This is a genomic window from Rhizobium tropici CIAT 899, assembly GCF_000330885.1.
GTDB lineage: Bacteria > Pseudomonadota > Alphaproteobacteria > Rhizobiales > Rhizobiaceae > Rhizobium > Rhizobium tropici.
Genome location: NC_020059.1, coordinates 2,308,229 through 2,320,699 on the forward strand (window position 1 = coordinate 2,308,229; position 12,471 = coordinate 2,320,699).

The window sequence follows — 12,471 nt, forward strand, 5'->3', positions numbered from 1 at the left end:
CAGCTTCGCAAGCCGAAAGAGCCGACACCCCTTCGACACTCCCAGAACGGGAGCGATTATGGCTTTGCGATGATTGGGCTCTGATTTGCCCTTGTGCAGTGTTGTTTTGGGATACCATGGGACCATATGGGCGTCAATGGGATGAAGCCACGTCAGACGTGGCCGCAGCCTGAATATTCATAAGACGTTAAGTTTAACGAAAGGTTAGGATCGGCTTCAGGATACGTCCCGAAACGGATTGTTTTCACAGGTTAAAACCCTCGCCCGTCGGGCCCGGAAGCTCTGAAATTCAAGGCATTCGGCAGCTTCGAAAATTATTTGGCGGAAGCGTTGGACGCGCCGCTCGGAAGTGACGCGATGATTTGCCAGTTGGCCTGTAAGCCGGGTTCTGTATGGCTCCGGCCAAGGCCGGAACGTGGCAGCCATTCATCTGGGACGGCGCTTGCGCGACGCCTCATGCAACCCACCCGGATGACCGGCCCGGAAACGGGCTGGAGCGCTTGCGCGCTCCGTGTCATCCCTATTCGGTTTTGCTCCCGGTGGGGTTTTCCGTGCCGTCGCTGTTGCCAGAGACGCGGTGGGCTCTTACCCCACCCTTTCACCCTTACCCGATCCGAAAATCAGGCGGTTTGCTTTCTGTGGCACTTTCCCTGAGGTTGCCCCCGCCGGACGTTATCCGGCACCGTGTTTCCGTGGAGCCCGGACTTTCCTCACCCCATCGCCTTTCGGCATTGATGAAGCGCGGCTGCCCAGCCAACTGGCACAGGCTCATTAACCGAGACCGCCGGCAATTGCCACCGAAATATGCTGGTTTGTGAAGAGCGGATGTCAATTGCGGAAATACGCTGAGAAATCCGTGCCGTAGCCTTCATCCTTGATTCGACCTGTAAGCAGCAGTTCCGCCCCGAGCCGGCCTATTTCATCGGAGCTCTTGGCGGCCATGCCACAGCCGCCCGTCAGAACCGCCACGCGTGGCGAAGAGGTGTAGCCGATCATCGGGTAACCCGATGGCGAATAGGAAACGGCACAGGAATTGGTGAAAGCCGGTGGCCGTCTGACGCCTGGAACGAGCCCGTGGAATATGCGCACCAGATGCTCGCGCGCCTTGTCGCGACCGGCCGTGCGGAACCAGGCACGCAGCTCCGTCTCGGTCGTGAATTGCAGATCATCGGGATCGCCACCGATCTTCATGTAATATTTGCCGTCCGGATAGCGGATCGGCGGCAGCATATAGATGCTCTCCACATCATCGGCTGCCTTGGAGATCAGCGACGGCATGCCGGAAAGGGCTTCGGTTTCCGTCTCGCTCACTTCGAAGAAGGTGACCGTGCGGCCATAAACCTTCATCTCAACGGGTCGCGGCAAGAGATTCTCGGCAATGGAGAAACCGCCGGTGGCCAGCAGTATTTTTTCCGCACTGAATGTCTCGCCCTCGGCGGTCGTCACGACAGCCAGGCCGCTCTCGTCGCGGATCGACACAGCCGTCTGCTTGATAATGCGAGCGCCTGCCTTCTCCGCCAGTAGCGATTGCGCCTTCACGAGCCGGCGCGGGCTGATGTGACCCGCCCCATGCGGTTCGAAGACTCCTTCGCTTCCCGATTCGAAGGAGAAGAAAGGAAACTTCACCTTGAGTTCGGTATCATCGAGGATATCGGTTTGCACGCCGAGCCGCCTGGCCGCTTCCACGACATCACCGACATAGGCTATTTCACCACCCCGCTTCGGCCCGACAACAAGGCAGCCGACCGGAGCGTAGAATTGAATGCCGCTATCTCGTTCGATATCCGCATAACGGCCGATCGAACGGTTTGCGAGACGAGCCCAATCCGTATCCGGATCGATCGTGCGGGTAATACGGCCCTCGTCATAATGACTGCCGAAAACACCCTGGTGATTGGCGCGATCTTCAGGCTCATCCGGCCCGATGACGGCGATGCCGTCCGTTTGGTTTGCCAGGTGACGGGCAGCCGCTGCTCCCATCATGCCCCGGCCGACGACGATGAACCTGAAATCCGCTGCCACGCTATGATCCTCGCAAACAATAGCGGTTCGATAGCATGGAAGACGATTCCGCCCTACCCCGCAATTCCTGACGCCAGTGGACGTCAGTCCAGAAGCGCCAATACCTTGCCGCAATAGCGCTTCGAGATCGGGTTCATGCGCGTGGCGCCATGGCCGGCATTGTATTTGAGGATGGTGTTGCAGGTCGGTCCCCCGCCAAGATCCTGTGCCATGGCGAGATATTTCATGCCGAACTTGATGTTCGTCTCGGGATCATAGAGCCCCTTGGCTCCTCCGGTATATCCCATCAGCCGGGCGGTTGCCGGCTTGATCTGCATCAGGCCGATCTCACCTGCGCTTCCACGGGTTTTCGGATTGAAATTGCTTTCGATCTTGACGACGGCAGTCGCGAGTTCGACTGCGACGCCGTTCTGCTTGGCATATTTGGCAATCAATACGGAGTAGCGATTTTGCCGTGCGAAGGAGGTCTCGGCATCGCGCAATTCGACGGGAACATTGGGAACCGGGAAGCCGGTAGTGCGGCTGACGATCTTGAGAGGAACAGTTTTCTGCTTTGCGTGGCGCTCGCCCGCAGAGGCGCAATCGTATCCCACCAGCAGCACGCCCATGCATGCCACAGCCGCAACAATCAAATTTTTCATGTAGTCTTTTGCCTCCAGGGGCGGGACCGCGGATAACCAAAGCCATCACGTCCGGCTGGAGGCAAAAAGAGCCGCCGGAGTGCACAGTCCCCATTAGTCGTCTACGGCCGCGCGACACACAAACCCAGACGCCGCGACCGCCGTTCAGCGAGCGCCGTTAGACCAATGCAATGCGGAAATAATAGGGAAAAGCTGTGGCGTAGCAGAGTGTTACGCGTTTTTGCATCTATAGCCGGCTATAAACGCCCATGACAGGATGAAACGAATTCACGAATAGCCGGGCAACGCGGCCAGTAGGCGATGAAGCGTATCGATCGTCGAAAAGTCGGCGATGCCGTCCACGCGCTCCTGCCGGAAATGGCGCTGGAAGGCTTCGACGTCGCCCTTCAGTTTTTCCGAGAATTCGCCATTTATTTCAGTGTTGTAGCCATACAGCGACAGCATCGACTGCAAGGCTTCGATCGGCTGTCCCACATCACCCTTCTGGAAGAACCGTCCGCCAGTGATCGAAGCCGGCTCAACCCAGTGCCCCACGCCCGCTGCAGCGAGCCGCGCCCAGGGGAATTTCTCACCCGGATCGACCTTGCGCACAGGGGCAACATCGGAGTGTCCAAGCACCCGTTCAGGCGCGATTGCCCAGCGTTGGCCGCAATCGCGACACAGTTCGATCACCGCTTCGATCTGTTCGTCAGGAAATTCCGGCAGTCCGCCGGGATGGCCTGCATTAGCGATTTCGATGCCGATCGACGACGAATTGATGTCGGTTTCGCCATGCCAGAAGCTCTTGCCCGCATGCCAGGCACGGCGCTCTTCCGGGACAAGCTGCATGACGCGCCCATCCTCGAAGACGAAATAATGACTGGAAACCTGGCTCTCCGCACGACAGAGCCAATCGAGAGCGCCCTCAGCCGTGCCCATCCCGGTATAGTGCAGAAGGAGGATATCAGGCCGATGTCCATCCCGCCTCTCGCCATGGTTCGGCGAAGGCTGCACATGGGCGCGAGCGAAATCGGCCTTGAATGCACTCATGCTGCGCGGCGTTCTTTCTCGATCTCGGCGTAAGCCGCATTCAGAGCCGCCATGCGCTCGTTGGCGATGGCATGGAACTCTTCCGGCACCCCGCGCGACATGAGGCGATCCGGATGGTTCTCATAGACCAGGCCATGGTAGCGGCGGCGAATCGTCGGAAAATCGTCGTGACGAGAGACGCCGAGTACCTTGTAGGGATCGCGGCCGCCAACATTGACATGGCGCGCCATGATCTGCTCGAACCGCCCCTCGCTCATATGGAAGATTTCGGCGACATGCTGAAGGAAGGCCATTTCCTTCTCATGAATCAGGCCATCCGCCTTGGCGATGTGGAAGAGACCGTCGAGCACGTCTTCCAGCACCGGGCAATTCTCCGTGCAGGTTTCGCAAAGGGACGACAGCCGCTCCGCATAAGCTTCGTAACCGGCCACATCCTGGCGCGCCAGATTATAGAGACGAGCGACATTTTTCGCTTGATCGGGCGGAAATTCGAAGATCTCGCGGAATGCGTTGACCTCGTTTTCCGTGACCACGCCGTCTGCCTTCGCCATCTTGGCGGACAGGGCGATTATAGCAACGGAAAACGCCACCTTGCGGCGCGTTTCCGGATCGCCTTCAAAGACAGTGCGAATGGCCTCGACGACCGCCGACAGGGCATTGCCGGCAGTGCTACCGATAGCATTCAGCAATTTTTCCCAGAACGACATGCCGGTCTCGATATCCACTTAAACAGTAGAACACCTTGATCAAATAATAGTTGCCATTGCAAGCAGTCCATTCGTCGCAAGGGCGAAAACACTTTTCACAATTTGGTAATGATGCTGCGGTGCGAGCGATCGTCCGATCACCCCTGCCCTTGCGTTCGAGGCGAAACAAACCGCGGATTTCTTAAATTCTTTACTTTACACCCATGTCCGCCTGTCGCATCCATTCCCACCGCAACCATTGAAATGACGCAGCATGACTGCAAGGAGGATCTCCATGGCCAAACAGAAAGTCGCAATGCTCACTGCAGGCGGACTGGCGCCCTGCCTTTCGTCTGCCGTTGGCGGGCTGATTCAGGGCTATAGCGATGTGGCACCTGACCTCGACATAATCGCTTATCGTTCCGGCTACCAGGGAGTTCTGCTGGGAGACAGCATCGAAGTGACGCCGGCCATGCGCGAAAAGGCCTACCTGCTGCATCGCTATGGCGGCTCGCCGATCGGCAACAGCCGCGTCAAGCTCACCAACATCGCCGATTGCGTCAAGCGCGGCCTGGTCAAGGAAGGCGAAAACCCGCTGCGCGTCGCAGCCGAGCGGCTGGCGTCCGACGGGGTAACCATTCTTCACACGATCGGCGGCGACGACACCAATACGACGGCCGCCGATCTCGCCGCCTATCTTGGCGCCAATGGCTACGATCTGACCGTTGTCGGCCTGCCGAAAACCGTTGACAACGACGTCGTGCCGATCCGCCAGTCTCTCGGCGCCTGGACGGCTGCCGAAGTCGGTGCTGACTTCTTCGACAATGTCAGCAACGAACAGACCGCGGCCCCAAAGACGCTCGTCATCCATGAAGTGATGGGCCGCCACTGTGGCTGGCTGACCGCTGCAACCGCGCGCGCCTATATCCAGAAGACCAGCGCCAACGAATATGTCGAAGGCTTCATGATGAATGCCGATTTGAAGCGCATCGACGGCCTCTATCTGCCGGAAATGGTCTTCGACATCGAGGCTGAAGGCGAACGCCTGCGCACTAACATGGAAAAGACCGGCCAGGTGACGTTGTTCGTTTCGGAAGGCGCGGGCCTCGACGCGATCGTCGCCGAGCGCGAAGCGGCCGGCGAAACCGTCAAGCGCGATGCATTCGGTCACGTGAAGATCGACACCATCAATGTCGGCGGCTGGTTCCAGAAGCAATTCGCGGCCATCATTGGCGCCGAACGCTCGATGGTGCAGAAGTCAGGCTATTTCGCACGCTCCGCGCCGGCAAACGCCGAGGACCTTCGCCTGATCCAGGGCATGGTCGATCTCGCCGTGGAAAGTGCGCTCAACAAAGTATCAGGCGTCACAGGCCATGATGAAGGTCAGGGCGGCAAGCTGCGCGTCATCGAATTCCCGCGCATCAAGGGCGGCAAGGCCTTCGATATCTCCAGTCCCTGGTTCGCCGAGGTCATGGCGCATATCGGGCAGAAATACACACAAGCCTGACGGATCTGTGATCAACGGACTGATGGACAATCAGGCGGCCCGATTGTCCATCAGGCGGGTTGACTGATCGCTAATCCGATGTCTTTGCTGGCGGCGAAATAGGAATTAGGGAGGATTCCATGTCCACAGAAACCTGGCTCGCTTTCGCCGCCGCATCCTGCATCATGCTGGCCATACCAGGCCCGACCATTCTCCTTGTCATATCCTATGCACTGGGCCACGGCCGCAAGACGGCGCTGGCAACGGTGACTGGCGTCACGCTTGGCGATTTCACGGCAATGACCGCTTCGCTCGCCGGTCTCGGCGCCCTCCTTGCCACATCAGCGACACTATTCACAATTCTCAAGCTGATCGGCGCAGCCTATCTCGTTTTCCTCGGAATCAAGCTCTGGAGAGCCCCCATTGTGACGGGACCGTTGGGCGATAACGACAATCTCCCAGAGGAAAAACCGTTAAAAATTCTCTTACACTCATACGTTGTAACAGCTCTCAACCCGAAGAGCATCGTCTTCTTCGTTGCGTTCGTTCCGCAATTTCTCGATATGTCGAAGCCATTTCTTCAGCAAACGCTTATTCTAGAGGCAACCTTCCTCACTTTAGCTGCCTTGAATTCGCTTATTTATGTCTTCGTCGCCGATATGGCACGCGGCTTCATCCGCAAGGCAAGCGTGCAACGCGTCGTTAACAGAACGGGAGGAACCCTGTTGATTGCAGCCGGTGCAGTGACCGCCGGATACCGCCGCATGGCCGCCTGAGGCCGTGCAGGGTTGCGGGGTGATCACGGATAGGTTAATGGGGATTCATAATTTTATCGATCCTGTGACCGAATTTGGCGGTCCTGTGGCCGAATTGCATCGAAATTAGGTTTGGTTTTTTCGAAAGTGACAGAATGGTAACGATCGGATTTCCCAGCCTGAAGCGCAGCGTTGCCTTGTCGGCAATGATGTGCGGCGCTCTCGCCGGGTGTGCAAGCACTCAGCAGCAGACGTCTCAGGCAGAACTCCCGTCGGCACACACCAACGTGCCGCATCCGAATACGACCCTGACCGCAACTGGCACGGCCGCGCCTGCAGCAGGCGGCGTGGCAGTGGCCACGATATCGCCGAATTTCATCGGTCCGCGGCAGCCGCAACAGACGGCAATGGCAAAGTCCGGTCGCGTTGTTCCGGGTTCGACAAACGTTGCTGCTGCAAGCCAGCAACAGATGGACGCGGGACGTTTCGGCACGCCTGTTGCGAGCGCTGCCAACCAGGGAACCGCCGCAATCGCTGCAGCAACGGGCGCCCCTGCTGGCAGCACGTCAGCCGCAGCGGCCTATGCAGCCTCCGACGTGACCTTGGTGCCTTCCGTAGTCGCCATCCCGATGCCCAATCCGGCGCGCCCTGGTGATGCCGCGCTCACGCCGGTTTCCTCCTCCGTGGCCCAGAGCCAGTCGGCAATACCGATGACATCGGATGTTGCGGCCATTCAGGTCGCCGTGCCGACGCCGCGTCCAGGTTCGACACCGCAGGCAGAAGTCGCTTTCGCCACACCCGCGCAGATGGGCGTTCCGCGCTACGCCGACAATCGCATGCATTATGACTTCAATTTCGACAGTAGCGGTCCGACGGTCGTGCCGGCCGTCATGACCACCACCAACACTGCGAATTACGATTCCGATGTTCCGGCTGAGCAAAAGAGCTACGTTTCGAAGCTCATCCAGAAATACGCCAAGCTTTACGAAATTCCGGAATCCCTGATCCATCGCGTCGTTCACCGCGAAAGCCGTTACAATCCGAAAGCCTATAATCGCGCCGGATATTTCGGCCTGATGCAGATCAAGTATAATACGGCGAAGTCCATGGGCTACGAAGGCCCGGCGTCCGGGCTTCTCGACGCGGAAACCAACATCAAATATGCCGCCAAATATTTGCGCGGCGCATGGATGACGGCCGACAGCAAGGCTCAAAACAAGGAAGTGAATGCCGTGCAGCTTTATGCCCGCGGCTATTACTACGATGCCAAGCGCAAGGGCCTGACTGATGTCGCCAACGGCAATTACTGATTTTATCTAGATAGTTCTGAGAAGCCGGCCTAGTTCGTGGCCGGCTTTATCACATCCATGATCCGCCTCAGCAGGATTTGCGGCCGATAGTCCGCCCAGGTCGGCGTCAGCCCCATCCGCACGACGACGAGATTGGCTGACGGAACGATTGCGACGGTTTGGCCGTCATGACCGGTCATCCAAAATGTATCTGTGGGCAGCCCGAATTGGGCGTTCGAGCCGCCAGGACCCGCAAGCCAGGTCTGAACCTGCGAGTAGATACCCTCGGAGGCGTTCGTGGGCGTGCGCATGGCGCCGACGAATCCCTCTGGCAGGAGGCGATGCCCATTCCAGACCCCGTCCTGCAGCAGAAACATGCCGAAGCGCGCCCAGTCGCGGGCATTGGCATAGAGATAGGAGCTGCCGACGAAGGTGCCGCGCTCATCGGCTTCGAAAACGGCGCTATACATTCCGAGTGGTCCGAAGAGCGCTTCGCGGGGATAGGAGATGGCAACGCTCAGATTGGGCAGCCGGTTCATCCAGAGGCGAGAAAGCAGCGCCGCCGTACCACTGGAATAGCTGAAACGCTCGCCCGGCGCTGCCGACTGACGCGCATTGGCTGCCAGGCTGGTGACATCCGCGTCGAGATAGAGCATGCGCGTTACATCCGATACGGTGCCATAGGATTCATTGAACGCAAGCCCGCTTTCCATGGCGAGAAGATCACTGAGCTTGATGTCCTTGCGCGAGTCAGCGCTCCATTGCGGCAGAAGATTCTGATCGTCGAAGGACATGCGCCCGGCCAGCATGAGACGGCCGATAATCGCGGCATTCACCGTCTTCGTCATCGACCAGCCTATCAGCGGCGTTGCCTTGCTGAAGCCATCGCCATAGGTCTCGGCGACAATACGGCCATCCTTGACCACGACGATCGCACGCATGGCCGGCCCGGCGAGATCCGGATTCGATACGACATCGGCAAGCTTCCTCCCGACGTCGCCCTGACCGAGGTTTACCGTATCTCCATCCGGCCAAACCGCATCGTTCTTCGGCGCCTTGACCTTGTTGAGGAAGACGGCACTGCGAGCCGTTTGCAGATCGCCGTCCGGCACCAGCGCACAGCCGAGGGCACCTCGATAAAGCGCACGGTTCGGCGCGAACAATCCCAGGAAACGGGCCGTCACCACGCCCTCGTCCCGATCGACATAGACGCGAATGAACTTCAATGCCGGATTGCCGGGAGCCTGGACATCCTCCTCCATCACCTTGTCCGGGTCCCGTTTAGCCACGAACGTATTGGAGCAGACGATCTTTGCCGCGTAGCCATCGCCAACCTTGAGCAATTCCGGCGGATAAAGGGAGAGCCAGACGGCCCCGCCGGCGACAATGATCAGCAGCAGAACAATAAGAGCCCCAATCACTCTCGATATCAAACGCATGACACATACTCTCCAGAAAGGTAGGCGGAGACAATCAGGAAACGCAGCAAGATGAAAGACCTATGATGATCAGGGCTCCTTAAATACGTGCAAGGATGCTTTGCAGCTGGATCTGCCAACAGCCCGCGTCATCAGACTGTAGCATTGCCGGGTTACACGCCCTGAACTTCACAAATCGGTGACAAGACTCAGATGACGGAATTCGCCCCGGATGCCGGTCTCCAAAAGAACCGGAAACTCAAGGACGCTCTGCTGCAGCACAAGGCACTGTCTAAGGCAGGCCTTTCCGAGCGTTTGTTCGGCATGCTGTTTTCCGGCCTTGTCTATCCGCAGATTTGGGAAGATCCGGATATCGATATGGAGGCGATGGAGCTGGAAGCGCATCATCGCATCGTCACCATCGGTTCGGGCGGCTGCAACATGCTCGCCTATCTCTCGCAAAATCCCGCATCCATCGATGTTGTCGATCTCAATCGCCACCACATCGCACTGAACAAGCTGAAGCTTGCTGCCTTCCGCCTGCTTCCCGGTCATGCGGACCTGGTGCGTTTCTTCGGAACGGCCAATTTTGCGGGCAATAGCCAAGCTTACGACCAGTTCATCGCGCCGCGCCTCGACACGGCAACGGCTGGCTACTGGGATGGCCGTGATCTCTATGGCCGCCGCCGCATCACGGTCTTCAACCGCAATATCTACAAGACCGGCCTTCTCGGCCGGTTTATCGGCGCTGCCCATATACTGGCACGCCTGCACGGCGTTCGCCTCCAAAAGATGACTGAAGCCCGCACCATGCGCGAGCAGCGTCAGTTCTTCGAGGAAGAAATCGCTCCGATCTTCGACAAACCGGCGGTTCGCTGGCTGCTCGGTCGCAAGAGCTCGCTCTTTGGCCTTGGCATTCCGCCGCAGCAGTACGACGAGCTTGCGAGCTTGGCGGGCGACGATTCCATTTCTGCCGTGCTGAAACACCGCCTCGAAAAGCTCGCCTGTCATTTCCCGATGCGCGACAATTACTTTGCCTGGCAGGCATTCTCTCGGCGCTACGCTGCCCAGCACCAGGGCCCCCTGCCCACCTATCTCAAGCCGGAGCACTACGCGGCGATCCGCGCCAATGCCGATCGCGTAAGTGTCCATCATGCCAATTTCACCGAGCTTCTCGCTTCGAAGCCGGCAGCTTCGCGCGATCGCTATATCCTCCTCGATGCGCAGGACTGGATGACCGATGAGCAGCTCAATGGCCTCTGGGCGGAGATCACACGGACGGCGCGCGAAGGTGCCCGCGTCATCTTCCGCACGGCCGCCGAAAAGAGCATCATCGAAGGCCGCCTTTCTCCAGCGATCCGCGACCAGTGGGTCTACTTCGAGGAGCGTTCGCAGGAACTCAATGTTCGTGATCGCTCGGCCATCTATGGCGGCTTCCACATCTACGGGAAAAAAGCGTGAGCCAGGCGGATACAGGCATAGAAACCAGCGAGAACAATCACGCCAAGCTGATGGACGGCATGTACCGTTATCAGCGTCACATCTATGACCTGACTCGCAAATATTACCTATTCGGCCGCGATCGCACGATCGAACAGTTGAATGTCCCCGTCGGCGGCTCGCTTCTGGAAGTGGGCTGCGGCACCGGCCGCAATATGCTGCTCGCCTATCGGCGCTTCCCCTCCGCCCGCCTCTACGGCCTCGACATCTCACAGGAAATGCTGATCTCCGCCCGCAATAATTTCCGCGGCCTGAAACAGATGCCGGATTTTCGCGTCGCCGATGCCACCGCTTTCTCGCCCGACGATTTCGGCACCGACGGCTTCGACCGTGTCATGATCTCCTACGCACTGTCGATGATCCCGGACTGGAAAAATGCCGTCGACGCATCGCTCGATGCAGTCGCACCGGGCGGCGAGCTTCACGTCGTCGATTTCGGCCAGCAGGAAGGGTTGCCAGGCTGGTTCCGTGCCGTGCTCAAAGGCTGGCTGAAGAAATTCCACGTCACTCCCCGCGCCGATCTGTTGACAGTGCTCGAAACGAAGGCTGCAGTGCGGGGCATGTCGGTGAAAACCGAAAAGATCGGCCGTGGTTACGCCTGGCGGGCCGTGGCGACCCGGCACGACGCCTGAGCGGCGACGGATTCCAGCGCAAAATCCGGCCTCGGAAGGCGCCAAGCATAAGATTTTGCTTGAAGATAACGCATTTTTTACGTTGATATGGTGAATAAAGTGGCAAGACCTGCTGGCAACGGTATGGTCTGCCGCTCTTTCGGATTCTCGGGGACCACATTACGGAAGCCAAATCTTGGGGCAGCAAGATCACTCGGGCCATAACAGGATATCAATGCGCCGGCTTCTGGCATGCCTACTGCCGCTCGCTCTTGCCTTGACTGGCTGCACGACGGGCTATGACGCCCTCTCGACAGCGGCTCTTCCCAAGACCAGATTTGCCGACACGAAACCGCAGGACTTCGGCCGCGATCATCCGCAGCGCCATCCCATCCATGGCATCGATATTTCCAAATGGCAGGGCGATATCGATTGGAAAGCCGTCAAGGGCTCGGGCGTCGCCTTCGTCTTCATCAAGGCGACAGAGGGCAAGGACCGGATCGATCCGCGCTTCACCGAGTATTGGAATGAAGCGAGCGCTGCCGGACTTCTGCATGCGCCCTATCATTTCTTCTATTTCTGCTCCACGGCCGACGAACAGGCCGATTGGTTCATCCGCAACGTGCCGAAGGATGCCATGGCGCTTCCGCCCGTTGTCGACGTCGAATGGAATCCGGGCTCCCCAACCTGCAAGACCAGACCGGCTCCCGAAACGGTACGCACTGAGATCAAGCGCTTTATGGATCGCCTGCAAGCCTATTACGGCAAGCGCCCGATCATCTATACTTCGGTTGACTTCCATCGTGAAAATCTAGTCGGCTATTTCCAGGACTATCATTTCTGGGTCCGATCCGTCGCCAAGCATCCGAAAGAGACCTACGCAGACCGCAGCTGGGCCTTCTGGCAATATACCTCGACGGGCGTCATCCCCGGCATCAAGGGTCCGACGGATATCAATGTTTTTGCCGGTTCCGAACAAAATTGGCACAACTGGGTAGCGGCAGTAGAGAAGCAAGGAAATTCTTGAGACTGCA

11 protein-coding genes and 1 other RNA gene are annotated in these 12,471 nt (G+C 58.4%); 6 read left to right on the forward strand and 6 right to left on the reverse strand.

Annotation, left to right across the window (positions count from 1 at the left end; genetic code table 11):
* Positions 1-361: 361 nt before the first annotated feature.
* The 5 genes from rnpB to RTCIAT899_RS11285 all read right to left on the reverse strand — a co-directional run bounded on the left by rnpB (position 362) and on the right by RTCIAT899_RS11285 (position 4,399).
* Positions 362-761, reverse strand: an RNA gene (gene rnpB, locus RTCIAT899_RS31685) — RNase P RNA component class A.
* A gap of 67 nt (positions 762-828) precedes the next feature.
* On the reverse strand, positions 829-2,022 hold the full coding sequence (locus RTCIAT899_RS11270) for an NAD(P)/FAD-dependent oxidoreductase (RefSeq protein ID WP_015340363.1): 1,194 nt from the start codon (positions 2,020-2,022) through the stop codon (positions 829-831).
* An 83-nt stretch (positions 2,023-2,105) separates the two neighbouring features.
* Positions 2,106-2,663, reverse strand: coding sequence for a lytic transglycosylase domain-containing protein (locus RTCIAT899_RS11275; RefSeq protein WP_015340364.1), 558 nt, complete (start codon positions 2,661-2,663; stop codon positions 2,106-2,108).
* Between the two features lie 267 nt (positions 2,664-2,930).
* Positions 2,931-3,692: an N-acetylmuramoyl-L-alanine amidase gene (locus RTCIAT899_RS11280; RefSeq protein ID WP_015340365.1), complete on the reverse strand. Its 762-nt coding sequence runs from the start codon at positions 3,690-3,692 to the stop codon at positions 2,931-2,933.
* A complete protein-coding gene (locus RTCIAT899_RS11285; RefSeq protein ID WP_041677538.1) occupies positions 3,689-4,399 on the reverse strand; it encodes a J domain-containing protein in 711 nt (236 codons plus the stop codon). Before RTCIAT899_RS11285 ends, RTCIAT899_RS11280 begins: the two co-directional genes overlap by 4 nt.
* Before the next feature lie 274 nt (positions 4,400-4,673).
* On the opposite strand from RTCIAT899_RS11285, the gene RTCIAT899_RS11290 reads away from it, so the two are divergent.
* The 3 genes from RTCIAT899_RS11290 (at position 4,674) to RTCIAT899_RS11300 (ending at position 7,929) form a co-directional block, all read left to right on the forward strand.
* Positions 4,674-5,885 (forward strand): pyrophosphate--fructose-6-phosphate 1-phosphotransferase, encoded by a 1,212-nt coding sequence (locus tag RTCIAT899_RS11290; protein WP_015340367.1) that lies wholly within the window; start codon positions 4,674-4,676, stop codon positions 5,883-5,885.
* A 119-nt stretch (positions 5,886-6,004) separates the two neighbouring features.
* A complete protein-coding gene (locus RTCIAT899_RS11295) occupies positions 6,005-6,640 on the forward strand; it encodes a LysE family translocator (protein WP_015340368.1) in 636 nt (211 codons plus the stop codon).
* A 134-nt stretch (positions 6,641-6,774) separates the two neighbouring features.
* Positions 6,775-7,929: a lytic transglycosylase domain-containing protein gene (locus tag RTCIAT899_RS11300; RefSeq protein ID WP_015340369.1), complete on the forward strand. Its 1,155-nt coding sequence runs from the start codon at positions 6,775-6,777 to the stop codon at positions 7,927-7,929.
* Positions 7,930-7,958: 29 nt separating this feature from the next.
* Here the strand turns inward: RTCIAT899_RS11300 and RTCIAT899_RS11305 are convergent, their stop codons facing one another.
* The gene (locus RTCIAT899_RS11305; RefSeq protein WP_015340370.1) at positions 7,959-9,347 is read right to left on the reverse strand and encodes a serine hydrolase domain-containing protein; all 1,389 of its coding nucleotides are present in this window, start codon (positions 9,345-9,347) and stop codon (positions 7,959-7,961) included.
* A 192-nt stretch (positions 9,348-9,539) separates the two neighbouring features.
* Between RTCIAT899_RS11305 and RTCIAT899_RS11310 the strand changes: the two genes are divergently transcribed.
* The 3 genes from RTCIAT899_RS11310 (at position 9,540) to RTCIAT899_RS11320 (ending at position 12,464) form a co-directional block, all read left to right on the forward strand.
* Positions 9,540-10,787: a BtaA family protein gene (locus tag RTCIAT899_RS11310; protein WP_015340371.1), complete on the forward strand. Its 1,248-nt coding sequence runs from the start codon at positions 9,540-9,542 to the stop codon at positions 10,785-10,787.
* Positions 10,788-10,837: 50 nt separating this feature from the next.
* On the forward strand, positions 10,838-11,458 hold the full coding sequence (locus RTCIAT899_RS11315) for a class I SAM-dependent methyltransferase (protein WP_051043271.1): 621 nt from the start codon (positions 10,838-10,840) through the stop codon (positions 11,456-11,458).
* Between the two features lie 214 nt (positions 11,459-11,672).
* The gene (locus RTCIAT899_RS11320; protein WP_015340373.1) at positions 11,673-12,464 is read left to right on the forward strand and encodes a glycoside hydrolase family 25 protein; all 792 of its coding nucleotides are present in this window, start codon (positions 11,673-11,675) and stop codon (positions 12,462-12,464) included.
* The last annotated feature ends 7 nt before the right edge of the window (positions 12,465-12,471 follow it).